At 67.2% G+C, this 25,458-nt stretch carries 18 protein-coding genes; 5 read left to right on the top strand and 13 right to left on the bottom strand.

Features of this window, described 5'->3' with window-relative positions; genetic code table 11:
• Positions 1 to 67: 67 nt before the first annotated feature.
• The 10 genes from C8C93_RS21035 to glnE all read right to left on the bottom strand — a co-directional run bounded on the left by C8C93_RS21035 (position 68) and on the right by glnE (position 15,291).
• Positions 68 to 1,291, bottom strand: coding sequence for a cyclopropane-fatty-acyl-phospholipid synthase family protein (locus C8C93_RS21035; RefSeq protein WP_121508918.1), 1,224 nt, complete (start codon positions 1,289 to 1,291; stop codon positions 68 to 70).
• 17 nt (positions 1,292 to 1,308) lie between these two features.
• Complete coding sequence (locus C8C93_RS21030; protein ID WP_121508177.1) at positions 1,309 to 2,109, bottom strand: DUF1365 domain-containing protein; 801 nt, start codon at positions 2,107 to 2,109, stop codon at positions 1,309 to 1,311.
• Positions 2,106 to 3,425: an NAD(P)/FAD-dependent oxidoreductase gene (locus C8C93_RS21025; RefSeq protein WP_121508176.1), complete on the bottom strand. Its 1,320-nt coding sequence runs from the start codon at positions 3,423 to 3,425 to the stop codon at positions 2,106 to 2,108. The genes C8C93_RS21030 and C8C93_RS21025 overlap by 4 nt, the downstream gene beginning before the upstream one ends.
• A gap of 244 nt (positions 3,426 to 3,669) precedes the next feature.
• Entirely contained in the window at positions 3,670 to 4,263 is a 594-nt protein-coding gene (locus C8C93_RS21020; protein ID WP_233559529.1) for a glutathione peroxidase, read from the bottom strand.
• A gap of 323 nt (positions 4,264 to 4,586) precedes the next feature.
• Positions 4,587 to 5,792, bottom strand: a complete 1,206-nt coding sequence (locus C8C93_RS21015) for an HD-GYP domain-containing protein (RefSeq protein ID WP_121508174.1) — start codon at positions 5,790 to 5,792, stop codon at positions 4,587 to 4,589.
• Between the two features lie 92 nt (positions 5,793 to 5,884).
• Positions 5,885 to 8,992, bottom strand: coding sequence for an efflux RND transporter permease subunit (locus C8C93_RS21010; RefSeq protein WP_121508173.1), 3,108 nt, complete (start codon positions 8,990 to 8,992; stop codon positions 5,885 to 5,887).
• A gap of 12 nt (positions 8,993 to 9,004) precedes the next feature.
• Positions 9,005 to 10,204, bottom strand: coding sequence for an efflux RND transporter periplasmic adaptor subunit (locus C8C93_RS21005; RefSeq protein ID WP_121508172.1), 1,200 nt, complete (start codon positions 10,202 to 10,204; stop codon positions 9,005 to 9,007).
• Between the two features lie 72 nt (positions 10,205 to 10,276).
• The gene (locus tag C8C93_RS21000) at positions 10,277 to 11,713 is read right to left on the bottom strand and encodes an efflux transporter outer membrane subunit (RefSeq protein ID WP_121508171.1); all 1,437 of its coding nucleotides are present in this window, start codon (positions 11,711 to 11,713) and stop codon (positions 10,277 to 10,279) included.
• On the bottom strand, positions 11,710 to 12,438 hold the full coding sequence (locus tag C8C93_RS20995) for a TetR/AcrR family transcriptional regulator (RefSeq protein ID WP_121421610.1): 729 nt from the start codon (positions 12,436 to 12,438) through the stop codon (positions 11,710 to 11,712). Before C8C93_RS20995 ends, C8C93_RS21000 begins: the two co-directional genes overlap by 4 nt.
• 105 nt (positions 12,439 to 12,543) lie before the next feature.
• Entirely contained in the window at positions 12,544 to 15,291 is a 2,748-nt protein-coding gene (glnE, locus tag C8C93_RS20990) for a bifunctional [glutamate--ammonia ligase]-adenylyl-L-tyrosine phosphorylase/[glutamate--ammonia-ligase] adenylyltransferase (RefSeq protein WP_121508170.1), read from the bottom strand.
• A 98-nt stretch (positions 15,292 to 15,389) separates the two neighbouring features.
• Between glnE and C8C93_RS20985 the strand changes: the two genes are divergently transcribed.
• The 4 genes from C8C93_RS20985 (at position 15,390) to C8C93_RS20970 (ending at position 23,193) form a co-directional block, all read left to right on the top strand.
• Positions 15,390 to 19,550, top strand: coding sequence for a YhdP family protein (locus C8C93_RS20985; protein ID WP_121508169.1), 4,161 nt, complete (start codon positions 15,390 to 15,392; stop codon positions 19,548 to 19,550).
• Entirely contained in the window at positions 19,550 to 20,365 is an 816-nt protein-coding gene (locus C8C93_RS20980; protein ID WP_121508917.1) for a carbon-nitrogen hydrolase family protein, read from the top strand. The genes C8C93_RS20985 and C8C93_RS20980 overlap by 1 nt, the downstream gene beginning before the upstream one ends.
• A complete protein-coding gene (locus C8C93_RS20975; protein ID WP_370110263.1) occupies positions 20,362 to 22,407 on the top strand; it encodes a nitrogen regulation protein NR(II) in 2,046 nt (681 codons plus the stop codon). Before C8C93_RS20980 ends, C8C93_RS20975 begins: the two co-directional genes overlap by 4 nt.
• A gap of 156 nt (positions 22,408 to 22,563) precedes the next feature.
• Positions 22,564 to 23,193 carry a response regulator transcription factor gene (locus C8C93_RS20970; RefSeq protein WP_055394714.1) on the top strand — a complete coding sequence of 210 codons (630 nt, stop codon included), beginning with the start codon at positions 22,564 to 22,566 and terminating at the stop codon, positions 23,191 to 23,193.
• 41 nt (positions 23,194 to 23,234) lie between these two features.
• Here the strand turns inward: C8C93_RS20970 and C8C93_RS20965 are convergent, their stop codons facing one another.
• The 3 genes from C8C93_RS20965 to C8C93_RS25275 all read right to left on the bottom strand — a co-directional run bounded on the left by C8C93_RS20965 (position 23,235) and on the right by C8C93_RS25275 (position 24,262).
• Positions 23,235 to 23,882, bottom strand: a complete 648-nt coding sequence (locus C8C93_RS20965; RefSeq protein WP_055394716.1) for an OmpA family protein — start codon at positions 23,880 to 23,882, stop codon at positions 23,235 to 23,237.
• Positions 23,883 to 23,960: 78 nt separating this feature from the next.
• Positions 23,961 to 24,089, bottom strand: a complete 129-nt coding sequence (locus C8C93_RS25575) for a hypothetical protein (protein WP_255424294.1) — start codon at positions 24,087 to 24,089, stop codon at positions 23,961 to 23,963.
• Complete coding sequence (locus tag C8C93_RS25275) at positions 24,086 to 24,262, bottom strand: hypothetical protein (RefSeq protein WP_176885330.1); 177 nt, start codon at positions 24,260 to 24,262, stop codon at positions 24,086 to 24,088. Before C8C93_RS25275 ends, C8C93_RS25575 begins: the two co-directional genes overlap by 4 nt.
• On the opposite strand from C8C93_RS25275, the gene C8C93_RS20960 reads away from it, so the two are divergent.
• A complete protein-coding gene (locus C8C93_RS20960; protein ID WP_121508915.1) occupies positions 24,195 to 25,418 on the top strand; it encodes a murein transglycosylase A in 1,224 nt (407 codons plus the stop codon). The genes C8C93_RS25275 and C8C93_RS20960 overlap by 68 nt on opposite strands.
• The last annotated feature ends 40 nt before the right edge of the window (positions 25,419 to 25,458 follow it).

Below are 25,458 nucleotides of genomic sequence, written 5' to 3'. Positions count from 1 at the left end.
GAGTTTGAATAAAAAGAGGCTCCAGCGCTTATCCATAAAGCGGTAATAGCTATGTTTTTCATAGCATTCAATCCTTCGCCAGCGTGTACTGCACCAGGTCGATGTTGCTCATCGCAAATGCCGCTTCGCAGTACGCCAGGTAGAACTCCCAGATGTGCAGGAAGCGCTGGTCAAACCCCAGCTGCAGGATTTGCGTGCGCTGCGCCAGAAAGCGCTCGCGCCAGCGCTTGAGGGTTTCGGCGTAGTCCTGGCCAAACGCAAACTCGTCGACCACGCGCAGGCCTGCCGCCTCGGCCTCTCGGCGGAACTCGCGCGGACACGGCAGGCAGCCTCCGGGGAAGATGTACTGCTGGATGAAATCCGTGGAACTGATGTAGCGCTCGAACAGGCTGTCGTCGATCACGATGCTCTGGATGCAGGCCTTGCCACCTGGCTTGAGCAGGCGGTTCACCGACTGGAAATAGGTGGGCCAGTATTCGCGGCCCACGGCCTCGACCATCTCGATGGAGCAGATGGCGTCGTACGGGCCGTCCTGGATGTCACGGTAGTCCCGCAGGCGCAGGTCGGCGTGCTCGCCCACCCCCTGCTGTGCCATGCGCTTTTGCGCGAATGCGAGCTGCTCGGTGGAGAGTGTCACTCCCGTCAGGTGGGCGCCGAATTCCACGGTCGCCATCTCGGCAAGCGCGCCCCAGCCACAGCCAATTTCCAGCACCCGAGAATTTGGCTGCACCCCCGCCATGCGCAGCGCGCGGCGCACTTTGGCGTGCTGGGCTTTGCGCATGTCGCCGCCTGCATCGCCCTCGAACCAGGCGGACGAATAGTTCATCGTGTCGTCCAGCCAGAGTTCGTAGAACGCGTTGCCCAGGTCGTAGTGGGCGTGGATGTTCTTCTGGCTGTTGGCGCGTGTGTTGCGGTTGAGCAGGTGTTTGATGCGATACAGCAGACGCCCGGCCCAGGTGCCGTAGATCACGCCTTCCACCTGCTGGCGGTTGGCGATGAAGAGCTTGAGCAGGTCGGTCAGGTGCGGCGTGGTCCAGTCGCCCGCGATGTAGCTCTCGGCAAAGCCGATGTCGCCCGACCGGAGTGCGGCACTGCACACGTTCCAGTTCTTGAGCGTGATGGCCGCCGAGGGGCCATCACCGTGGCCGAAGTGCTGCAGCGTGCCGTCGGGCAGCTGCACCGTGAGGTGGCCATGCTGCAGGCGCTGCAGCAGCTTGAGCGCCGTGCGGGCGGCAGCCGGGGTGCCAGCGGGCAGGGCCAGGGCGGTGCGGGGGGCGGTGGTGGAGTTCATGGCGGCGTTCTCGTTCGTCATGGAATTCGGCGGGTCACGATGGATGCAGGCGCCTCGGGCTTGCGGTGGAAACGCACGCGCTTGAGCCACAGCTGCAGCGCGTGCCAGTGAATGCGGGCAATGATGGCCAACGTCATGGCGGGGTAGCCCCAAAGCGCCTGGCGCAGGGTCTGCGGGGTGATGGGCTGCAAGGTGCCGCTCACGCTCGTCTGGATGAGTGGGCCGGTGTCGTCGTCGTGGTCGATGCGCACCACAGTGCGGCCCGCGTCCTGTGCCCCCGCCTCGGTACGCATGAAGCGAAAGCGGTAGCCCCCGTTCACCTCACAGAACGGCGAGACGTGGAACACCTTGCGCGCCTGCTGCTCCACCCCGTACTGCGGCGCATCCAGCAGGTAGCAGTGGCGCTCGCCAAAGGTGTTGTTGACCTCCACCACGATGGCGCGCAAGTGGCCGTCGGCGCGGTGGCAGTACCAGAAGCTCACGGGCTTGAAGGTGTAGCCCAGCACGCGCGGATAGCAGTGCAGCCAGACCTCGCCCGTGGCGTCGGTGATGCCTTCCGTACGCAGCAGCTCATCGAGCCAGGCCAGCGCACCACCCTGCGCGGCACTGCGGCCGTCGCCGTGGTCCACGTCATGGAAGCTGATGGCGCCACGCCGGTTCACCGCCAGCGCGCTGCCCAGGCCGGGCAGGCTGCGCATGGGCAGCATCAGAAAAAACGTGGGGTAGGCAAACGCATGCCGCCGGGGCCGCAGCCGCGTGTGGCGCACCTGGCCGAAGCCGATGAGGGGCGCTGCGGGTGGGGCTGCGGCGTGGCTCACGCAGCCTCCGCCAAAGGCGCTGGCAGGGCCGCCAGCAGTTGCTCGGCCACGGCCAGGCCGGACTTGAGGCCGTCTTCGTGGAAGCCGTAGCCCGTCCAGGCGCCGCAGAACCAGGTGTGCTGCTGCCCTTGCAGCTTGCCCACCTGCTGCTGCGCGCGGATGGCGGCCATGTCGAACACCGGGTGGGCGTATTCGTAGCTACCGATCACGTGTTCGGGCGCTATGTCGCGCACCGGGTTCAGCGACACCACCACGGGCTGCGCAAAGGGCACGGGCTGCAGCTGGTTGATGAGGTAGTGCAGGCACACGCGGGCCGACTCGCGGCTGCGCTGCGGGGCACGTTCGTAGTTCCACGCGGCCCAGGCGGCGCGGCGCTCGGGCAGTACCGAGGTGTCGGTGTGCAGCACGGCGCGGTTGGCCTGGTAGCGAATGGAACCCAGCACCGCGCGCTCGTGCGGCGTGGGCTGTGCCAGCAAGGCGAGCGATTGGTCCGAATGGGTGGCCAGCACCACCTTGTCAAAGTGTTCGGTGTGGCCTGCGGTCACCACGCGCACCCCGGCGGCGTCGCGTTCGATGCGGCGCACGGGGGTGTTCAGGCGCTTGTCGGCAATGCCCGCCACGATCTTGTCCACGTAGTGGCGTGCGCCACCGGACACCGTCCACCACTGCGGGCGATTGCTCACCTGGATGAGGCCGTGGTTGTGGCAGAACCGGATCATGGTGGCCACGGGGAATTTCAGCATCTGGTCGGTGGGACAGCTCCAAATGCAACCCAGCATGGGCAAGAAGTACCAGTCACGGAACGCGTCGCCAAAGCGGTGCTCGCGCAAGAAGTCTCCCAGGGGCTGCATCAGCGCGGCCTCGGCCTGCTTTTCGGCAATGCGCGTGCAAAGCTTGTTGAAGCGCAGCAGGTCGCGCAGCATGCCCAGAAAGCGCGGGTTGACCAGGTTGGAGCGCTGGGCAAACACGGTGCTGAGGTTGGTGCCGCTCCATTCCAGCGCGCGGCCACCACCAGGGCCGCTCAGGGCGCCCGGCACCCGCACCGAGAACGACATGTCCGACTTGGCGGTCTCCACGCCCAGCTCGGCCAGCAGGCGGATCAGGTGGGGGTAGGTGCGCTCGTTGAACACCAGAAAGCCGGTGTCCACCCCGTGGGTGACGGGGGTACCCGAGGCATCGGGTAGCGTGACATCGACGGTGTGGGTGTGCCCGCCGAAGTAGTCGCCTGCCTCAAACAGTGTGATGTCCGCCTGGCCGCGCAGCTGGTGCGCGACCGAGAGCCCCGAGATGCCGGAGCCGATGATGGCGATTTTCATGACCGGCTCCCTCTGGCCGGTGCACGGAATAAAAAGGTTGCGAAGCGTCCCGAAACGAATAAGAGAGGGAGGGAGGAGAAGCGCTCCAGGAGGTCAGTCGGAACCCGGGGGCCCGAAAGGCTTCGCAACGTTAAAACTGTACGCTGCGCAATCGTCTTGCGCAATGGATAGAGTGGGGTCACGCTGGCGAAGTTCCAGAGGCTCACTGTATTTTTTTTCAAGAAATGTAAAGAAGTCATGGCGGTCACCGGGGCACAGGCTGGTTCAGCTGTTGTTCGATGGCCCGCACCAGGCCTTTGTTGTCTGGGGCGGTCAGGCTGGAGTAGCTGTCCACCAGCTTGCCGTCGCGGCCCAGCAGGTATTTGTGGAAGTTCCAGCGCGGCGCTGTGCCCGACAGCTGCGCCAGTTGCTGGAACAGCGGCGAAGCCTCGGAGCCCTTCACGCTGCTTTTGGCAAACATCGGAAATTTCACGCCAAAGGTGTTTTCGCAGAAGTCAGCAATCTCCTTGTTGCTGCCTTTTTCCTGGGCAAAGTCGTTGGACGGAAAGCCCAGCACCACCAGGCCCTTGTCTTTGTAGCGGGCGTACAGCTCCTCCAACCCCTTGTACTGGCCCGTAAAGCCACAGAAGCTGGCCGTGTTCACCACCAGCACCACTTTGCCGCTGTACTGGCACAGCGACTGAGGCTTTTCGTCCTGCAACCTCGCAAACGTGTGCTGCAGCGTGGCCGGGCAGCTTTCGGAACCCGCCGCGCGGACCGGGGGGGCATGGCCGACCGCCACCGCGACCAGCAACAAAAGGCTGGCGGCCGAAAGAAAGCGTCTGTTAGAGGTGTTCATAGGACTTGGGATCGCAGTGGGTATGGGCAATTTAACCATTCCATCATTTTTTGTCCACATGAGTTTTTATTTGGACTGATTGGTTTACGTGAATGCGAACCGCTCGGATTCAAAGTCCTGCAAAAGAAGTGGGTATTGCGGGCGCGCACGGGAACGGGGCGACAGGCGTCGCACGGCTGAAGGTTTGCCGTCGTGGTGGCAAGAGGGGGGAGAATTCCGGGCACAAGCTGCCCGCCAGTGGCGCTGGGCGCCGTTGGGTGGCGTGGGCCTGTGCCAGCCCACCCGCTGCAGGTGGGGGGATGCGCCCGCAGCCCGGCGCGGGGTCAGACCAGGTTGAGCAGGCGGTCCAGCGAGAGCTTGACTCTCACGTCCTTGAAAGCCACCACGCCCGTGACCTTCCAGGGGGGCATGCCGGTGTCACGCGGAATGGGCTCGCCCGTGGGCATGCCTTCACGGTTGGTCACCACCGCCACCTTGGGCGTGGTGGCCGTGGTGCCCCGGCGAACGACCACGCCCACCTCCTGGCTGGCCAGCCGCACGAAGGCCCCGGGCGGGTATACACCCAGGGTCTTGACGAGCGCAGCACCAGCCTCGTCCACCTGGTGCTCTTCGTCGTAGTAGCTGGCCTGCATGGCCGCCGTGACGGGCATGGGCAACCGGGCCGCGCGAGGTGCCATGCGGGCGCCAAAAATGTCGGCACGCTGCAGCAGGCGGGCCATTTGCTGGGGTTCCGTCTTCTTGGCCAGCGGGCCGGGGGTGCGGTGGTGGTGGCAGCGCACCGCCTCCAGCCACACCTGGTCGGCCACGCCAAGCGTGCGCAGCAGCGCCTCGGAACGCTCCGCATGACTCTCGACCGCCGCAATCTGCTGGGCGGTGAGCGGATGGGTCTGCTGGGCCAGCTGGTCCTGCAGCTCGGACATGGCTATGTTCATGGAGAGCGCCGCGTGGCCCAGCTGCTGCACGCGGGAGGCGGGCCAGCGCAGCATCTCGCGCGCCACCACCATGCACACACAGCACACCAGCATCGAATGCGTGGCGCTGTACATGCGCGTTTCCTGCGCAGACAGGTAAATCAGGCCCAGCAGCGTCGCGTCGGGCGTCTGCTCGCAGTGGCGGGCCAGCTCGTCGTGCAGCGTCTGGAAGCGCCCGCCAAAATCAGCGGGCGAAGGTGCACGCAGCAACTGCGTGGCACGCAACTGCAGTTCGGGCCAGTCAGGCAGCGTCTTGCCAGTGCGGCCCCGCCCTCCTGCGTCGTCGGCCGCCGTCATCTTCATCGCGGCAATTTCGCCCAGGTTGGTGTCGGCGATCAGCATGCGCTGCAATTGCGCGAGGTAGGCCCGGTGGCTGTCACCGGACTCATCGGTATCCACACACAGCTGCCGCCCCCGGCCCACCATCTTGGCCAGCTCTTCCCGGGTGCGGATGACATAGCCTTTTTGCGCCAGCAACACGCCATCAGCACCCCGCAGCACAAACGGCAGAGGGTGGCCCAGCTGGATGGATTCGATGTTCAGGCTGACGAGGTTCATGGTGGTCGTTACATTATCTAACGGCCACACGCCCGGCTAAGCCGGGGCAACCCCGGGGATTGCCTGCTTTTTCAAGCAACCACCGGCCTCCATCATCCCGCTGGGGGTGTAGCGGGCGCCTCGGGGGCGGGCACGGGGTGGGCACCCCGCGAGCGCCGCAGCATGCGACCAAACCACTGCCCCAGATCATCCACCCCCGTGAACACGGCGGGGATGACCAGCAGGCTCAGCAGCGTGGACGTGATCAGCCCGCCAATCACCGCCACCGCCATGGGCGAGCGGAAGCTGGCATCCGCCGCACCAATGCCCAGCGCAATCGGCATCATCCCCGCGCCCATGGCCAGCGTGGTCATGATGATGGGCCGTGCGCGCTTGTGGCAAGCGTCGATCAGTGCCTCAAAGCGCGTCATGCCATGCTCGCGCCGCGCCAGGATGGCGTATTCCACCAGCAGGATGGAGTTCTTGGTGGCAATGCCCATGAGCATGATCAGCCCGATGAGCGAGGGCATCGAGAAGCTCTTTTGCGCGATCAGCAGGCCCACGAACGCCCCGCCTAGCGACAGCGGCAGCGCCGCCAGGATGGTGACCGGGTGGAGGAAGTCCTTGAACAGCAGCACCAGCACGATGTAGATGCACAACACCCCGGTCAGCATGGCCAGGCCGAAGCTCGCGAACAGCTCGCCCATCATCTCGGCATCGCCAATGGTGATCTGGCGCACGCCCGGCGGCAGGTTCTGGATGGAGGGCAGCGCTTCGACCGCCTTCGTCACGTCGCCCAGCGGCTGGCCTGACAGCTCGATCTCAAAGTTGACATTGCGCGCGCGGTCATACCGGTCCACCACGGCCGGTCCCCCGCTGAACTCGAGCGTGGCCACCTGGCCCAGCATCACTGGGCCTTTGCTGCCCGGCACCGACAGGCGCTCCAGCAGCGACAGGTCTTTGCGCGCGTCGTCCTGCAGCTTGACCACGATCGGCACCTGGCGCGAGGCCAGGTTGAGCTTGGGCAGCGACACGTCGTAGTCGCCCACGGTCGCAATGCGCAGCGTTTCGGCAATCGCGCTGCTGGTCACCCCCAGGTCGGCGGCGCGCGCAAAGTCCGGGCGCACCGCGATCTCGGAGCGCACCAGGCTGGCCGTGGACGAGATGCTGCCCAGGCCCGGGATGGTGCGCAGGTCCTTCTCGACCGCCAGCGCGGCCGAGGTCAGCGCCTGCGGGTCGTCGCCCGAGAGCACCAGCACGTACTTCTCGCCGGAGCCCCCCAGGCCCACCTTGCTGCGCACGCCCGGCAGCGTCTCCAGCGCGGCGCGGATCTGGTTCTCGATGCCCTGCTTGCGCGGCCGGTCGCCGCGCTCGGCCAGCAAGATGGTGAGCGTGGCCTTGCGCGTTTCGGCATTGGCGCTGCCCATGAACGGGTCGCCACCGGCCGAGCCCCCACCGATGGTGGTGTACACGCTTTGCACATGGTCCACCTTGGCGATGCGCTGGCGCGCGTCCTCGGCCACGGCGCGGGTCTGGGCCAGCGTGGCGCCAGGTGGGAGCTCCAGGTACACCTGGGTCTGCGAGTTGTCATCGGCCGGGATGAAGCCCGTGGGCAGCAGCGGGATCAGCGCCAGAGAACCGATGAAAAACGCTGCCGTGGCAATGAAGGTCATCCAGCGGTGTTTGATGCACCAGGCCGCCCAGCGCAGGTACACCGTCATCCAGCGCGGGTCCTTGTGCGTGTCCACGATGGGTTTGAGGATGTAGGCCGCCATCATGGGTGTCAGCACCCGCGCCACCACCAGGCTGGCAAAGACCGCCAGCGACGCCGTCCAGCCGAACTGCTTGAAGAACTTGCCCGCAATGCCGCTCATGAACGCGGTGGGCAAAAACACCGCAATCAGTGTGAACGTGGTGGCCACCACGGCCAGGCCAATTTCGTCGGCCGCCTCCATGGCCGCCTGGTAGGGCGTCTTGCCCATGCGCAGGTGGCGCACGATGTTCTCCACTTCCACGATGGCGTCATCCACCAAAATGCCCACCACCAGCGACAGCGCCAGCAGCGTGATCACGTTGATCGAGAAGCCCAGCCAGTGCATGCCGATGAACGCCGGGATGACCGACAGCGGCAGCGCCACAGCCGACACGAACGTGGCGCGCCAGTCGCGCAAAAAGAGCCACACCACGAGCACGGCCAGCAACGCGCCTTCGTACAGCAGGTGCATGGAGCCGTCGTACTCCTCCTGCACAGGCTGCACAAAGTTGAAAGCTTCGGTGATCTCCAGATCGGGGTGCTGAGCGCGAATTTCCTTGAGGGCCGCCTGCACCGCAGAGCCGACTTCTACCTCGCTCGCGCCCTTGCTGCGCGCAACCTCGAAGCCCACCACCGGCTTGCCGTTGAGCAGGGCCAGGGCGCGCGGCTCTGCAATCGTGTCTGTCACCGTGGCCACCTGATCGAGCCGCACATGGCGGCCGTCTGACAGTGCCAGCGTGAGCCCTGCGAGCTCCTGCGCCGACTGCACCGTGGCCAGCGTGCGTACAGGCTGTTCGCTGCCGCCCAGGTCGGTGCGGCCACCGGCACTTTCGGTCTGCACCAGCCGCAGCTGGCGCGAGACATCGGCCGCCGTGGCGTTCAACGCCTGCAGCTTGACCGGGTCCAGCAACACATGCACCTCACGCTGCACACCGCCCACGCGGTTGACCGCGCCCACACCCCGCACCGTGAGCAGCTTCTTGGCCACGGCATCGTCCACAAACCAGGACAGCGCCTCGTCGTCCATGCGGGTGGAGGCGATGGTGAACGCCAGCACCGGCTGCGCGGCCAGGTCCATCTTGGTCACGATGGGGTCGCGCACGTCGCCAGGCAGGTCACCGCGCACGCGGGCCACGGCAGAGCGCACGTCGTCCAGCGCTTCCTGCGTAGGCTTTTCCAGGCGGAACTCGGCCGTGATGGTGGCGCCACCGTCCTGCACCTTGGTGTAGATGTGCTTCAGGTCTTGCAGCGTGGCGATGCTGTTTTCAATCTTGCGCGCCACATCGTTTTCGAGCTGCGCGGGCGAGGCGCCGGGCAGCGCCACGGTCACGGAGATCGTGGGCAGGTCAATGTCCGGAAAGTTCTGTACCTTCATGGCGTTGAACGACAGCAGGCCGCCGAAGGTCAGCAGCACAAACAGCATCAGCGCCGGTATGGGGTTCTTGATCGACCAGGTGGATACATTCATGTCGAATGCTCCTCAATTGATAGCTGTTTGCGCTTTATTGGTAAGCGCTAGAGCCATTTTTTGCTTGAAATCCGGAGCTTGCGAGGTGCTGCTGGCGGGCGGCGTGCTCACCACCCGCACCAGGTCACCGTCGTTCAGGAAGCCAGCGCCACGCACCGCTACCGAGGCATTCCCGTCCAGACCCGAGAGCACCTCGACCCGGTCAGCCACGCGGCGGCCCGTCTGCACCTTGCGCATTTGCACACGCTGCTCGGCACCCACCACAAACACGTACGAGAAGCCGTCGCGCACCACCAGCGCCTCTTGTGGCACGGTGAGTGCATCGCTGGCGCCCAGCGCAAACTCGCCGCGCACGAACATGCCCGCACGGAAGTCTGTGTTCAGGGGTAGATCAACGTACACCAGCGCATTACGCGTCTGCGGGTCCACCGTCGGCGCAATCATGCGCACCGTACCCTCCGCCGTCGCGCCGCTGGCCGCCGTCACGCTGACCTTGGCACCGGGCGCAATGCGGCGCAGCTCGGTGGACGTGACTTCGGCGCGCCATTCGAGGCGCCCCTTGCGCACCATGCGGAACAGCTCGGTGCCCGCGCCCACCACCGCGCCCACGGTGGCCGTGCGGGCCGAGATCACGCCGCTGTCGGGCGCCACCACCTGGGTGTACTTCAGACGCAACTGCTGTGCTTTCAGCGTGGCCTTGGCCGCCTCCACGCGAGCCTGCGCGGTCTTCTCGGCCGTGGTGTACTGCTGGATCTGCTGCTGGCTCAAGGCGCCCGTGGCCTGCAGCGAGCGGGCCCGGTCGGCATTGGCAGCGGCTTCGGCCGCATTGGCCTGGGCTTCGAGCAGGCTGGCGCGGACCTGGGCCACATCGGCCTGTACGGTTTCGGCAGAGAAAGTTGCCAGCACCTGGCCGGCCTTGACCACGTCGCCCACGTTCACACGCACGTCGGTCAGGCGCAGGCCGTTGCTCTCGGCGCCAATGCTGGCCTCCTGCCAGGCGGCGACGTTGCCATTGGCCGCCAGGCGCAGGGGCACCGAGGTGCGCTGGGGTTGGGCCGTGCTCACGGTAAGCGCGGGGCGGGGCTGGCCCGCCTTGGGCTCATCGGCGGCGCGCGATGCGCTGGAGAACACCAGGGCGCCACCGGTGGCCAGTGCGCAGGCAGCGATGACGGCGAAGGCCGTGGGAGAAATCTTGAAACCTTGCGTTTGCATTGTGTGTATCCGTTCATCCAGTCGGTGTCAGGAGAAAGGGTGAGCGATCAGCCCACCCCCCCGGTTTTTCATTCAGCGTGCGGCGGTAGCCGCAGCAGAAGGGGAGGCTGCCGTGGTGGTGGTCTGCCCGTCCCATCCACCGCCAGCGGCGCGGTACAGCGCAACCCAGGCGGCCTGGCGTTCATGCTGCAGCGCGATCAGCGCGTTCTCGGCCGCCAAGGACGTGCGCCGCGCGTCTTCCAGCTCCACCAGACTCGCCAGGCCGCCGCGCCAGCGCGCTTCGGTGGCATCGAAAGATGTGCGATAGCCCGCAGCCGCCGTTCGCGCGCTGGTGCTGCGCTCGGCCGTGCTCTGCAGCCGCACCAGCGCCTGTTCGACCTCGCTCACGGCCTGGCGCACCTTGGCGCGGTAGAGCGCGGCGGCTTCGTCATAGCGCGCCTGCGCCGCGTCCACCTGCGCGCCGCGCCGGCCACCATCGAACAGCGGCACGCTGAGCGCCAGCGGGCCGATGGTCCAGGTGTTCAGGTCGGTGGTCACGCCACCGCTGCGCACCCACGCCGTGCCCACCGAGCCGCTGAGAGACAGGCGCGGGTAACGCTGGGCCTGGGCGCTGCCCACTTCGGCACTGGCAGCGGCGACTTCGCGCTCGGCGTTGTACACATCAGGGCGCTGGGCCAGCACCTGGGCGGGTAGCGTGGCGACGGCGAACAGGGTGTCGGGGGCTGTGGCGGCAGGCGTGGACAGGCGCGAACGCAGCGCTGGCTCCTCCCACCCGGTCAGTGCCACCAGGGTCTTGACCTCCACGTCGCACTGCATGCGCTGCTGCGATGCACGCGCCTGCGCTTCGGCGGCGCTGGCACGGGCCAGGGCAGCCGTGGCGGGCGCCGTGAAGCCGGCGCGTTCGCTAAGACCTGACAGGCGCGAGGTTTCGCCACGCGACTGCGCATCGCGCTCGGCCACGCGCAGCTGCTCCAGGCAGGTGCGCAGGCTGCTCGTCTGCTGCGCCACCTCGGCGGCCACGCTCACGCGCGCCTCGTGCCACAGCGCCTGTGCGCCCGCCAGCCGCTCATCGGCAGCGGTCTTGGTCGCGCGGTTCGCACCAAAAAGATCAATCTCCCAGCTCGCCTGCAGCCCGGCCTGCGCCGTGGTCGCGATGCCTGCAAGCTGTTCGTTGAAACCCCGGCTGGCGCTGGCCTGCGCATCGAGCGACGGCAGCAGCGCGGCGCGGCTGGCCACCTGCGTGGCCCGGGCCTGCGCAATGCGGGATTGGGCCTGCGCCACACCGGGGCTGACGGCCTGGGCCGCGTCGATCAACTCCACGAGCAGCGGGTCGCCCAGCTGCGTCCACCATCGGGTCAGATCCCCCAAAGAGCCCTGGTGCGGCAAGGGCGCCTGCCACGCCACAGGTGGAGTGGTGGGCACTTGTGCGGGAGGCGCTGTGATGGCACAGGCGCCCAGGGCCAGGGGCAGGCAGGTGGCCCAGAAGAATCGGGTCTTGCTCAAAGTCATGCGTTGGATTCCTTGTGCGAATTCCGTGAAGTACTGCGGCGCGCGGGCTGTTGTACGGCCTGCCGCCTGGCGATCTCGCCCTGCACCATGCTCAGGGCGTAACCGGTCAGCCGGTCCACCCATTCGTCCACAGCCCCAGACCCCGCCAGCTGCGGTGCAATAGCCTGCAGCGGGTCGCGCTGGGTCCACATCTGCATAACCAGCCCGGCCAGCGAGAAGGCGAGGCGGTGCATGTCGTCGTCCACCTCGGCCACGCCCATGTGGCGGCACAGCACCTCAACCAGGGCGAGGTGGGGGGCACGGCACTCGCGCTCAATGAGCTCTGGCCACACATGGGTGGGGTCCAGCAGCTCGCGCACATGCAAGCGCAGCGACTGGGTCACGAGGTCATCGTGCTTGAGCGGCTCCAGAAAGCCACCGAAGTAGGCGGCCAGCGCCTGCTGCAAGGTCAGCGCAGGGTCGGCAAACACCGGGATGAGGTCGCTGCCGCTGCCGAAGGGCTCGTAGAACGTGGCTGTGTAGAGGCGCGCCTTGTCGCCAAAATGGTAGGCGATCGCTGCCACGTTGGTGCCGGCGGCTTCGGCAATGGCACGCACCGAGGTTTGCGCAAAGCCCCGCTCGGAAAACAGCTGCAGCGCGGCGCGCAGCAAGCGCACGCGCGTGTCTTCTCCGTCGCTGCGGGCGGTGCGCTGGGCTGCGGGAATGAAATGGGCGCCAAAACTCATGGCACCGGATTACACACCAGAATTCAAACAACCGTTTGAATTAGCGATGCCACGCGGAAAATTCAGCCCGCAAAAATGCAACAAAACGTCACACCTTGGTGCGACTCAACCGAACACGGACCTCCACAGGGCCAACACCGCATCGCGCTCGGCCTGCAGTGCGGGGGGGGCAACCTGGGTGGGCGCCTCGTCCAGGCGCGCCACGTGTTGCACGCGCCGCAGTTCACGGTACGCATCCGCAGCCGCCATACCCACGCCAGGGGGCAACAGCCCCACCTGCTCGGCGCGCTGCAGCAGCGCGATGTTGCCCACATTGCCCACCAGCTCCGGGTGGTTTGCAGACTGCGAGAGCACCAGGTATTGAACGGCAAACTCCGCATCCACCATGCCACCCGGACTGTGTTTCACATCAAACTGCCCGTCGCGCGTGGGGTGCGCTGCGCGCACACGATCGCGCATGGCCACGATCTCCTCACGCAGGGCGGCAGGGTCGCGTTCGGAGGTGATAACGGCCTCCCGCACGGCATCGAAGCGCGCCTGCAAGGCCTCGCTGCCCATCACAAAACGCGCGCGTGTCATGGCCTGGTGCTCCCAGGTCCACGCGGTGTTGCTGCCCCGGCGCTGCTGGTAGTTGGCGTAGGCCTCGAAGCTCGTGACCAGCAGACCTGAGCTGCCATTGGGCCGCAACGCAGTGTCGATCTCGTACAGATCGCCCTCGCCCGTCTTCACGGTGAGCCAGTTGATGAGCTTGCGCACAAAGGCCGCGTAGACCTCGGGGGCGCGTTCGTCGTCGTCATCGAACACAAAGACGATGTCCAGGTCGCTGCCGTAGCCCAGTTCCTTGCCGCCCAGCTTGCCGTAGCCAATGATGGCGAATTGCGGGCTCTCGCGGTGGCGCGTCTTGAGCCGGCTCCAGCACCACTGGGCCGTGATGCGCAGCACGCTGTCAGCCAGGGCGGACAGGTCATCCGCCACCTGCTCGACGGTGATGCGCCGCTCCACGTCGCGCGCGAGGGTGCGGAAGGTTTCCGCGTGCTGGGCACGGCGCAGCAGGTTGAGCAAGGTTTCGTCATCGTCCTCGCCCGTGGACTGCAGCGACGCGAGCCGCACGGCCAGTTCGCGCTCGAAGTCGGCCACCACAAAACGTTCGGCGAGCAGCGAATCCCCCACCAGTTCATCGATGACACCGGGGTGCTGCAGCAGGTAGCGGGCGGGCCACTTGGCCGCGCCCAGCAAGTGCAGCAATTGCTCGTGCACAGAGGGGCGCTCCAGCAGCAGCGCCAGATAGCTCTCGCGGCGCAGCAGCGGCTCCAGCCAGTTGGCAAGGCGCAGGGCGGCCTCTTCGGTGACGCGGCCTTCCTTGAGCCACTGTGCGGTGCGCTGCACCAGCCGGAACAGGCGGGCACGGGCTTCGTCGCGCAGCCCCGCCACGCGCGGGTGGTTGCGCCATTCGGCAACGCGCTCGCGAAATCCGGGCGGCAACTGCTCCAGCAGCGTGTCGAATTCGGGGGGGGCTGCTGCCGCAGCGCGGGGGCCGCCACAGCCTCCGCCATTGCACTGCTTCTTGCCCGCCCCGCCCAGCAGGGTGTCGAATTCCTGGGCCACCAGTTCACGGTGTGCGTCCAGCTCGTGCAGGAAGGCGCAGCAATCGGGATACCCCAGGGTGTGCGCGATCCACGCAAGATCGTCATCGCGCGTGGGCAGCACATGGGTCTGCTGGTCATCCAGGTACTGGATGCGGTGCTCCACACGGCGCAAGAAGACGTAGGCCCGCGCGAGCGCATCAGCCGTTTCCTGCGGCATCAGGCCCGCCTGGGACAGGCGGGTGAGCGCATCAAGCGTGGGGCGGCGGCGCAACTCGGGGAACTGGCCGCCCCGCACCACCTGCAGCAGCTGAACCGTGAACTCGATCTCACGAATGCCGCCGCGCGAGAGCTTGACGTCGTTGGCGCGCTCCGGGTGGCCCGCGCTGCGCTTGGCGGCATGGTCCCGGATCTGGCGGTGCAGCACCCGCAGCGCATCGAACACGCTGTAGTCCAGGTAGCGGCGGAACACAAAGGGCAGCACCACACCGCGCAGCGCCTGAACCTCAGGGCTGGCAATGCAATCACGCGGTGCCACCACCCGGCTCTTGAGCCAGGCAAAACGCTCCCACTCGCGCCCATGCAGCTGCAGGTATTCCTCCAGCGCCGACAACGAGACCGAAGGCGGACCAGAGTTGCCATTGGGGCGCAGCGCCAGGTCCACGCGGAACACAAATCCGTGTTCGGTGGTGTCGCCCACCAGGCTGTAGATGGCCTTGACCGCACGTGCAAAGTATTCGTGGTTCGAGATGCGCCCCCGGCCATCAGCCGTGCCCGCCGTTTCGCCATCGTGCTCGTACACGTAGATCAGGTCGATGTCGCTGGAGACATTCAGTTCGCGGGCACCGAGCTTGCCCATGCCGATGATCCACAGCTGCACGGGCTGGCCGTCCGGCCCGCGCGGCGCGCCGTGGCGCTCGTCCAGCTCCTGGCGGGCATGCTGGCAGGCCCTGTCCAGCGCCAGTTCGGCCAGCTCGGTGACCGCGCTGGTAATGTCCGCCAGCGGAGCCTGCGCCTCGCAATCCATCTGGATCAGCCGCTCCATGACCAGCTGGCGCAGCACCCGGAGCGCGGTGCCCGTGTCACAACCGCGTGCGCGCAGCGCGTCGTAGGCCTGCTCCATGCTGGGCCACCGGGGAACACCGGGCGGCAGGAGCAGCAGGTCAGCCTCGTAGCGGCGATGCAGGCGCTGATAGAAACGCGAGTGCGCGGCCCCGTGAACAAAGGTCGCGGAGGGATTGCAGGGGGATTCAGGATACGGGATCGACATGGCAGCCGCAGCGCAATGCTGCGTACATAAGAACACTGGTTTGTAGTGAACCCGCGCTAAGTCTGCGGGTCATAATTCCTGCCACATTCAATCCCACCATGATCGATCCCACCACGCACCCCACCCGCCTGCTGAAAATTGTGGCAGGTCTCGCGCGGTGGTCACTGGGCTTGCTGCTGGCCTTCTGGCTGCTGCTGACCATCGCGTGGGGGGCCCTTCATGGCTGGATTGTGCCGCGAATCGGTGATTTCCGCCCACAGCTGGAGGCGCATGCCGCACGGGCGCTGGGGGTTCCTGTCCAGATCGGTGCCATCGCGGCGCACACCGAAGGCCTGATCCCTTCCATTGAACTCTCGGATGTCACCCTGCTGGACGCTGCCGGCCGCTCTGCCCTGCGCCTTCCACGGGTGGTGGTGGCGCTGTCGCCGCGCTCCCTGCTCAAGGGCGGGTTCGAGCAGCTGTACATCGAAGAGCCCGAGCTGGATGTGCGCCGCACTGCCGACGGCCGCATCCAGGTGGCGGGTCTGGATTTCTCCCAGCAGCAGGGCGAGGACAACGCCGCCGCCGACTGGCTGTTTTCACAGGGCGAGGTGTTCATCCGGGGTGGCACGGTGCGCTGGACGGATGAGCAGCGCGGCGCCCCGGAGCTTGCGCTGGAGAAGGTGGACCTGCTCTTGCGCAACGGCAACTGGCACCATCACATGCGGCTGGATGCCACGCCGCCCGAAGCCTGGGGAGACCGCTTCACGGTGACGGGGCTGTTCCGCGCGCCCTTGCTGCGCGCGCGCGACGGCAACTGGAAACACTGGAATGGGCAGGTCTTCGCCGACTTTTCCCGGGTGGACGTCTCGCGGCTGCGCCACCATGCCGATGTGGGCGTGGATATCGCACAGGGCCGGGGCGCGCTGCGAGCCTGGGCCGATGTGCAGCGCGGGCAGATTGTGGGCGGCACAGCCGACTTGGCGCTGGCCGATGTCAATGCCACACTGGGTGCAGGCTTGCAGGCGCTGGTGCTGCCGTCCATTCAGGGGCGGCTGGGTGGGCGCCGACTGAACGGGGGGTTCGAGTTCTCGACCCAGGCGCTGCAATTCAAGACGGACGATGGTCTCACCTGGCCCGGAGGCAACGTCCGGCTTGTGCACACGGCAGCGGCCGGCAAGGCACCCGCCCAAGGCGAGTTCCGCGCCGACCGCCTGGACCTGGCTGCCCTGGCGCAGGTCGCCAGCCGCCTGCCCCTGGGCGCCACGGCACATGAGGCCGTGCGCACCTATTCACCCCACGGGCTCGTGGACGAGATCCAGGCCACCTGGAAAGGCCCTCTCGAAAACCTGCAGCAGTATCAAGTACGCGGGCGCATTCGCGGATTGGCGCTGGCAGGCGACACCCCCGCCAGCGCGTCCACCCAACTGGGCCTGCGGGGTGCCACGGTGGACATCGACATGACCCAGGCGGGCGGCAAGGCAGCGCTGACCATTGCCTCCGGCGCGCTGGTGCTGCCCGGCGTGTTCGAAGACCCGGTGCTGCCGCTGGACCGGCTCAGCGCCGATGTGCGCTGGCAATTCGATGGCGACCGCATCGCCGTGCAGGCCAACGATGTGCAGTTTGCCAATGCCGACGCCCAGGGCGAGGCCCGGGCCACTTGGCATACCAGCGATGCGGGCAAGGTGGCACACCGCTCTCGCTTTCCGGGGGTGCTGGACCTCACAGGCACCCTGAACCGGGCGGACGGGACCCGTGTGCACCGCTACCTGCCGCTGTCCATCCCCCAGGAGTCGCGCCACTATGTGCGCGACGCCGTGGTGGCGGGCAGCGCGAGCAACGTGCAGTTCCGCGTCAAGGGGGATCTGCACCACCTGCCTTTCGACGACCCCAAACAAGGCGAATTTCGCATCGCAGCCCGCGTGAAGGATGTCACCTACGCCTACGTCCCTACGCAGCTGCAACCGGCCAATACGTTGCCGTGGCCTGCATTGACGGAGCTGGCGGGGGAGCTGATCTTTGAACGCTCCTCCATGCAGGTGCGCGGCGCCAGTGGCAGTTTTGCGGGACGCCCGGGCCTGCGCCTGTCGAAGGTGGACGCCAAGATTCCAGACCTCTCCCATACCGTGGTGGGTGTCAGTGCCGATGCCCGGGGGCCGCTGACCGAGCTGCTCACGCTCATGAACACGTCGCCTTTGGGCCGGATGACCGGCAATGCACTGGAGCAGGCCAGCGGCACCGGCAACGCAGACTTCAAGTTGCGCCTGACCTTGCCGATCAGCGACATCGAAAAATCCAAGGTCCAGGGCAGCGTCACGCTGGCGGGCAACGAACTGCGCATTACCCCCGACACCCCGACGCTGAGCCGGGTGCGGGGCGTGGTGCAGTTCACCGAAGGCGGTTTTTCGCTCAATACCGTGCAGGCCCAGGCACTGGGCGGCGCTGTCCGGCTGGAGGGCGGCATGCGCGCTCTGCCCTCCAATGCCCCGGCTACCGAATCGGCCGTGCAGCTTCGCGCACAGGGCACCGCCACGGCCGAAGGGCTGCAGCAGGCATCACAACTGGGCATGCTCTCGCAGCTGGCGCGCCGCGCCACGGGCAGCACCGCGTATTCCATGGCGCTCGCGTTTCGCCGTGGCGTGCCGGAGGTGCAGGTGACCACCAGCCTGCAGGGGCTGGCGCTGGCGCTGCCCGCCCCGCTGGGCAAGACGGCCGAAGGCAGCCTGCCAATGCGGTTTGAAACCCAGGTGGCCCGCGAATCGCTGGTGGGCCTTACGCAGGCTGGAAATGGCACCGACGCCCCGCCTTTGCGCGATCAGATCACGCTGGACCTGGGCGCACTGGGCTCGGCCACTTACATTCGGGATCTGGGCGGGCCCCAGGCCCGGGTGCTGCGCGGTGCCATCGGCATCGGCCTGTCGGGCGGGGAATCCGCCCCGGTGCCCGCGCAGGGTGTGGCGGCCAACATCAGCCAGGGCAAGCTCGATGTGGATGCCTGGGAAGACGTGCTGACCCAGGCAACCGGCAGCGAACCCGCTGCACGCCCCGCAACCGCACCCGGATCGCCAGGCTCAACGGGGACGCCCAGCACGGCGCAGGACTACCTGCCCACCACACTGGCCTTGCGCGCCCGCGAACTCACGTTGCAAGGTCGCACCCTGCACAACATCGTGGCCGGCGCGCTGCGGGACGGCACCACCTGGCGTGCCAACCTCGACGCCACGGAACTCAACGGCTATCTGGAATACCGCCAGCCAGGCGGCGCCGAACACCCCAACGGGCGCCTGTTTGCGCGGCTCTCGCGCGTGAACATGCCCCAGAGCGACGTCACCCAGGTCGAGGCCCTGCTGGACGAGCAGCCCGGCGCACTGCCCGCGCTGGACATCGTGGTGGATGACTTTGAACTGCGCGGCAAACGCCTCGGGCGTGTGGAAATAGAAGCGCAGAACCGGGGCGGAGATGGCACGCAGCGCGAATGGCGCCTCTCCAAATTCAATATCCTGGCGCCCGAGGCGAACTTCACAGCCAACGGCAACTGGGCGGTGCTGAACACCGCAGGGGTGGGGCCCCGCACGCCGGAGCGGCGCACGGTGCTCAACTTCAAGCTGGACATCCGCGACTCGGGCGACCTGCTGGGCCGCATGGGCATGGCCAATGTGGTCCGGCGCGGCAAGGGCCGCATGGAAGGGCAGGTGGCCTGGATCGGCGCGCCGTTCAGCCCTGACTACCGCAGCATGACCGGGCAGATCAACCTGAACGTGGAGTCCGGCCAGTTCCTCAAGGCCGACCCAGGCCTGGCCAAGCTGCTGGGCGTGCTGAGCCTGCAATCGCTGCCACGCCGCCTGACGCTCGACTTCCGCGACGTGTTCAGCGAGGGTTTTGCGTTCGACTTTGTCCGGGGCGATGTGCGCATCGAGCAGGGCGTGGCCACCACGAACAATCTGCAGATGAAGGGCGTCAACGCCGCCGTGCTGATGGAGGGCAGCGCCAACATCGATCAGGAAACCCAGGACCTGCGCGTGGTGGTGGTGCCCGAGATCAACGCCATGACCGCGTCCCTGGTGGCCACAGCCATCAACCCGGTCATTGGGCTGGGCAGCTTCCTGGCCCAGGTATTTCTGCGCGGCCCGTTGATCGAGGCGGCCACGCAGGAGTTCCGCATCGATGGCACCTGGACGGACCCCCGCGTGGTGCGCGTGGCCCGCCGCAACCGCGAGGCAGGCCCTGCAACCGGCACCCCCACACGCCCCAGCGCACCCCGCACCGGAGAACCGTCATGATGAAAGTTGCTGCGATCCAGATGGTGTCCTGCACCCGGCTCGACGACAATCTGCGCGCTGCACGCGCCCTGCTGGAGCAGGCCGCCAGCGCAGGTGCCGAGCTGGCCGTGCTGCCCGAATACTTCTGCGTGATGGGCCACAAGGACACCGACAAACTCGCCCTGCGCGAAGCACCGGGCGAGGGCCGTATCCAGCACTTTCTGGCCAGCGCGGCACGCGAGCTGCAGATGTGGATTGTGGGAGGCACCTTGCCGCTGGTGGCCACCACACCCGACCGGGTGCGCAACACCACCCTGGTGTTCAACCCCGCTGGCGACTGCGTGGCACGCTACGACAAGATTCATCTTTTCTACTTTGACAACGGGCGCGAGCAATTCCACGAAGGCCGGGTTATCGAAGCGGGCAACACCCCCGTGCAGTTCGAGCTGCCATCGCGCGACGGCCACTGCTGGCGCGTGGGCCTCTCGGTGTGCTACGACCTGCGCTTTCCCGAGCTGTACCGCGCCCACGCCAGCGCGGGTGCAGACCTGCTGCTCGTGCCCAGCGCGTTCACCCACACCACCGGCCAGGCGCACTGGGAGCTGTTGCTGCGCGCCCGCGCCGTGGAAAACCTGGCGTATGTGCTGGCGCCCGCACAGGGCGGTGTGCACGAAAACGGGCGGCACACCTGGGGCCACAGCATGCTGGTTGACCCCTGGGGCACCGTGCTCGCCCAGCAGGACCAACTGGCGGGCGTGGTGTCAGGTGTGGTGGACCCGCAGCGCCTGCGCGACATTCGCCTTCAGTTGCCCGCCTTGTCGCACCGCGTCCTGTGAAGATCCCGCAGCAGCGCACACTCTTCAGACGCTGGCGCGGCGCATGGCGGCGCTGGTCGCTGTGGACCCTGCTGGTAGCCCTGGTGATCTCCATGCTCGCCACCATGGTGTGGCTTGCGGGGCGCTACGAGGCCAGTCAGGTGCAGTCGCGCCTGGAGCGTGACACGGCCGACGCGGTGTCCGACATCCGCGTGGCGCTTACGCGCAACCTGCAAAGCCTGCAGGCCCTGCACGCGGGCGACCCGGGCCAGCTGGCCTGGGAGGTCGATGCAGCCGAGCTGCTGCGCAACCGGCGGGAGCTCGTGCGCATCGAGTGGCGCGATGCCGACCTGCGGGTACGCACCCATGCACAGTCGCCCTACCGCCCCGTGGCCTGGGACGCCCGGCTGCGTGAGGGTAACCAGTCCGACGCCGCCATTGCCTGTGCCAACGCACGCCGCCTGAGCAGCCCAGCCTATTCAAGCAGCTACTTTCAGCCCCACGGCGACGGGCTGGGCTCGGAGATGATGGAGCTGTGCCTGCCGCTCACCTCGGGCGGGCGCAGCACGGGTTTCCTGGTGGTCACGTATTCGCTGCAGGACGTGCTGATCAACCTGGTGGCGCACAACCTCACCCGCAGCCAGGAGGCCTCGTTCACCGAGGCCGACGGCACCCGGCTGGCCGTGCTGGGCGCCGCGCGCCGCGGCTCGCGCATGTTCACGGCCACGCACCTGCTGGATCTGCCCGGCAGCACCCTGGTGCTGCGCATGGACACCTGGCACAGCGCGCCCAGCCTGTTCCCCAACGTGCTGACCGCGCTGGTCACCGCCATGTCGATTGCGCTGGTCACCGTGATGGTGGTGCTGGTGCGCGACAACCGCAGGCGCCTGCGCGCCGAGCGCGACCTGGCCGACGCGCTGGCGTTTCGCAAGGCCATGGAGGACTCGCTGGTCACAGGCCTGCGCGCCCGCGATCTGGAAGGCCGCATCACCTATGTCAACCCGGCCTTCTGCGCCATGGTGGGGTTCAGCGCGCCGGAGCTGCTGGGCCAAAGCGTGACCGCGCCCTACTGGCCCCCCGAGCGGGTGGAGGAGTATCGCCAGCGCCAGGCCATCCGCTTTGCGGGCACCATGCCGCCGCGCGAGGGTTTCGAGTCCGAATTCATGCGCAAGGACGGCACCCGCTTCCCTGTGCTGATCATCGAGGCCCCGCTCATCAACGCCCAGGGCCTGCACACGGGCTGGATGAGCGCGTTCCTCGACATCAGCGAGCAGCGGCGGGTGGAAGAGCTGTCGCGGGCGTCACAAGAGCGGCTGCAGGCCACCGCCCGCTTGGCCACCGTCGGCGAAATGGCCTCGCTGCTGAGCCACGAACTCAATCAGCCCCTGGCCGCCATTTCCAGCTATGCCACCGGCTCCATCAACCTGCTGGAGGCGCCCACACCGGCAGAGCAGGGCGCAGGCGCAGCTGCCCATGCCGAGCAGCTGCAGGATGTGCGCATGGCCATGCAACATATTGCGCGGCAAGCCGAACGCGCAGGCAAAGTGATCAAGAGCGTCCACGACTTTGTGCGCCGCCGCGACCAGGCGCGCGAAGCGGTGTACGCGCAGCAGTTGCTCGATGCCATCCTGCCGCTGGTGAGCCTGCAGGCACGCAAGCTGGGGGTGCGCGTGAACACCTCACTGGAGCCCCACCTGCCCCCCGTGTTGTGCGACCGCACCATGGTCGAGCAGGTGCTGCTCAACCTGGCGCGCAATGCCATGCAGGCCATGGACGACCCCGCCCTACCCACGCGCATTCTGGACATTCGGGTGCGGCGTGCGGCGTCGAACCAGCACAGCGGCTGGATCGAGTTTGCGGTGACCGACCTGGGATCGGGCATTCCCCCGGACGTAGCCGAAAGGCTTTTCACCCCGTTTTTCACCACCCGCCCCGAGGGCATGGGTCTGGGGCTGAGCATGTGCCGCACGGTGATCGAGCAGCATGGCGGTTTTCTCGGATTTGCGCCCCATGAACCGCGTGGTACGGTGTTTACCTTCACGTTGCCAGCGGCAACCCCCTGAGCGACTGCGTCACTTCCCCCTTCTCTCGCGCTGCGCGCGGGAAGGGGGTCGCCACCAGCGCGGCGGGGCGGCCCTTGCGCGGCGGCCCCCGCCCAGGCCGCGCCAGTTGCCGCGACTGCGCGTAACCGACAATGCACTAGTTAACCGAGTTAAACCATGGAGCCCACCACCAACGCCACCGTGTACATCGTGGACGACGACGCCAGCGTGCGCGAAGCGCTGGCGTGGCTGTTGCGTTCGCGCAGGCTATTCAGCGAGTCCTTTGAGAGCGCCGAGGCCTTTGACGCCATGCTCTCAAGCCGGCCCGCGCAGCGCCAGCCCTGCTGCCTGCTGCTGGACGTGCGCATGCCCGGCATGAGCGGCCTGGCGCTGTTCGACCTGCTGGCGGTGCGCGGTGACCTGGCCACCATGCCGGTGATCTTCCTGACCGGCCACGCGGACGTGCCCACTGCCGTGGACACCGTCAAGCGGGGCGCGTTTGATTTCTGCGAAAAGCCGTTTTCCGACAACGCGCTGGTAGACCGTGTTGAGCAGGCGCTGGCCAAATCGGCCGAGCGCCTGGCGCAACTGCGTGAGCGCAGCGACCTGCAGGTGCGCCTGCGCGATCTGACGGACCGCGAGCGCGATGTGATGGACCTTGTGGTAGCGGGCCTGCCCAACAAGCTGATTGCTGACCAACTCGATATCAGCGTACGCACGGTGGAGGTGCACCGCTCACGCGTGTTCGACAAGATGCAGGTCAAGTCGGCCGTGGAGCTGGCCAACCTGCTGCGCACAGAGAAGTAGGGCTCTGCGCGCCCTCCCCACGCCCTCTCGGGCGTGGTTGCTTACCCGCGTGGGCGCTCGCCCACAAAGATCTCCACGCGCCGATTGCGCGCCCGGCCGTCGGCCGACTCGTTCGTGGCGATGGGATACCGCTCCCCCATTCCGTCGATGGCGATGCGGCGCCCGTCCACGCCCCGCCCCGTGAGATAGCTGCGCGTGCTGGCAGCGCGGTCCATCGAGAGCGGGTTGTTGATGGCGTCGCTGCCCGTGTTGTCGGTGTGGCCGACGATGCGGACATCGGTGTTGGGGTTGTTGCGCAGCCCGGCTGCGAACTGATCGAGCACGGGCGCGAAATTGGGCTGGATGTCAGAACGGCCCACGGCAAACGAAATGTCGCTGGGGATGTTGAGCATGAGCTGGTTGTCGGCGGTCTGCGTCACGCCGATGCCGGTGCCTCGCGTGGCCTGCTCCATCTCGCGCTTCTGGCGCTCCATGTTCTGCGACCAGATGTAGGTGCCCAGGGCCCCCACACCGGCACCTACCACTGCCCCGGTGCCAGCGCTGCCGCCGGTGGCCGAACCGATGACGGCGCCTGCCAGCGCGCCCACGCCGGCCCCGGTGGCGGTACGGCGCTGGGTGTCGTCCATGCTGGCACAGCCAGTGGCCAGAACGATGACGGCGGTGGCGCCAAGAAGAATGTGTTTGCGCATGGTGGTGCTCCTTGAAAGATTCAACGGAGCTGGGCGCTTCGGGACTTCCGATCGCGTGCCGCATGGCCTGTGGTGGGCCTAGGCATGGGGTGCGCCCAGCTCATCGCCATCGTGGCTGCAGCCGGGCCGGGGCACCATCGGCACAGCGGCACCCTGGCTGTAGGACGAAACCGCCTGGGCCCGCTGCCCGCGCGCAGGCAAGGTCATTGCGCCGGGGGTGGTGGGGGAGCTGCCTCGGGGGATGCCGCTGGCGGTGGAGGCAAAGGCTCCTGCGGCGGCGGCTGCAGCTCGCCACCCTTGCGGCCCGAGAACATCGTCCACCAGACGATGGCCACCAGCAACACCAGCGCCAGCAGCGCTTCAAGCAAAATCAGCCCCATGAAATTGACACTCCTGCGCGTTGCTTTGACGGCGCTGATTGTAGGAACGCTGGCCGCCTGCTCCACGCCCCCTGCCCCAAGCCCCTCCCGCCCAGGGGCCATCCCCGCGCCACCACCGCCCAGCACCGTGGTGCTGCCCGGCGACACCGGCCCGCTGCCGCCACCGATGTCACAGCCCAAAAGCCGCTGGATTCCCGTGCGCTGGGCCGAGCTGCCGGGCTTTGCCGACGATGCGTTGCACGAGGCCTGGAACGCCTGGATCAAGAGCTGCGAACGCCCCCAGCCCCCCTTCACCGCGCTGTGCAGCGAAGTGCGCCAGCTCAGCATTGCCACCGCCGACGAGCAACGCGCGTGGCTCATCGCCCGCCTGCAGCCCTACCGCGTTGAAGCAACCGACGGCAACCCTGAAGGCCTGCTCACCGCGTACTACGAGCCGATGATGGAGGCCACCCGCCAGCCAGGCAATGGGTTTACCGTGCCCATCTACCGCATACCGACCAGCCTTGGGGCCCGCAAGCCCTGGTACACGCGCCAGCAGATCGAGACCCTGCCGGAAGCGCAGGCCGCGCTGGCGGGCCGCGCCATCGCCTGGCTGCGCGACCCAGTGGAATCGATGGTGCTGCACATCCAGGGCTCGGGCCGCCTGCGCATCGCCGAGGCAGACGGCACGGTGTCGCTGGTGCGCGTGGCTTACGCGGGCACCAACGACCAGCCCTACCAAAGCATCGGCCGCTGGCTGCTGGACCAGGGCTACACCCGCGACGCCACCTGGCCCGGCATCCGCGCCTGGCTGGCCGCCAACCCCCAGCGCACCAACGAACTGATGTGGACCAACCCGCGCTACGTGTTCTTTCGCGAGGAGCCTCTGAACCCGCTGGACGCAGGCTTCGGCCCGCGCGGCGCCCAGGGTGTACCGCTCACCCCCGGCCGCTCCATCGCCGTGGACCGCCAGAGCATCCCGTACGGCACACCCGTCTGGCTGGCCTCCAGCGGCCCGCAGGTACAGCTCAATCGCATGGTGCTGGCGCAGGACACGGGCAGCGCCATCCTGGGGGCGGTGCGTGCAGACTTCTTCACTGGCTGGGGCCCGGAAGCGGGCGACATCGCCGGGCGCCTGAAGCAGAACCTGCGTCTGTGGGCGTTGTGGCCCCGATGATTGTTGGATGATTATTGCCGCCAGCGCTTATTCAGCAAGC

Source organism: Acidovorax sp. 93, assembly GCF_003633835.1.
In the GTDB taxonomy this organism is placed as follows: domain Bacteria; phylum Pseudomonadota; class Gammaproteobacteria; order Burkholderiales; family Burkholderiaceae_C; genus Acidovorax; species Acidovorax facilis.
Note: the sequence above shows the minus strand (reverse complement) of the source record. Positions and strands in the feature narration are given on the sequence as shown.

Coding starts and splice junctions, on each gene's coding strand:
- C8C93_RS20995 (WP_121421610.1), bottom strand. CDS start 12,438: ATGAGTTTTGGCGCCCATTTCATTCCCGCAGCCCAGCGCACCGCCCGC.
- C8C93_RS21020 (WP_233559529.1), bottom strand. CDS start 4,263: ATGAACACCTCTAACAGACGCTTTCTTTCGGCCGCCAGCCTTTTGTTG.
- C8C93_RS21015 (WP_121508174.1), bottom strand. CDS start 5,792: ATGAACCTCGTCAGCCTGAACATCGAATCCATCCAGCTGGGCCACCCT.
- C8C93_RS20985 (WP_121508169.1), top strand. CDS start 15,390: ATGATCGATCCCACCACGCACCCCACCCGCCTGCTGAAAATTGTGGCA.
- C8C93_RS25275 (WP_176885330.1), bottom strand. CDS start 24,262: ATGGGGCTGATTTTGCTTGAAGCGCTGCTGGCGCTGGTGTTGCTGGTG.
- C8C93_RS21010 (WP_121508173.1), bottom strand. CDS start 8,992: ATGAATGTATCCACCTGGTCGATCAAGAACCCCATACCGGCGCTGATG.
- C8C93_RS20980 (WP_121508917.1), top strand. CDS start 19,550: ATGAAAGTTGCTGCGATCCAGATGGTGTCCTGCACCCGGCTCGACGAC.
- C8C93_RS21005 (WP_121508172.1), bottom strand. CDS start 10,204: ATGCAAACGCAAGGTTTCAAGATTTCTCCCACGGCCTTCGCCGTCATC.
- C8C93_RS20965 (WP_055394716.1), bottom strand. CDS start 23,882: ATGCGCAAACACATTCTTCTTGGCGCCACCGCCGTCATCGTTCTGGCC.
- C8C93_RS21035 (WP_121508918.1), bottom strand. CDS start 1,291: ATGAACTCCACCACCGCCCCCCGCACCGCCCTGGCCCTGCCCGCTGGC.
- C8C93_RS20970 (WP_055394714.1), top strand. CDS start 22,564: ATGGAGCCCACCACCAACGCCACCGTGTACATCGTGGACGACGACGCC.
- C8C93_RS25575 (WP_255424294.1), bottom strand. CDS start 24,089: ATGACCTTGCCTGCGCGCGGGCAGCGGGCCCAGGCGGTTTCGTCCTAC.
- C8C93_RS21025 (WP_121508176.1), bottom strand. CDS start 3,425: ATGAAAATCGCCATCATCGGCTCCGGCATCTCGGGGCTCTCGGTCGCG.
- C8C93_RS21000 (WP_121508171.1), bottom strand. CDS start 11,713: ATGACTTTGAGCAAGACCCGATTCTTCTGGGCCACCTGCCTGCCCCTG.
- glnE (WP_121508170.1), bottom strand. CDS start 15,291: ATGTCGATCCCGTATCCTGAATCCCCCTGCAATCCCTCCGCGACCTTT.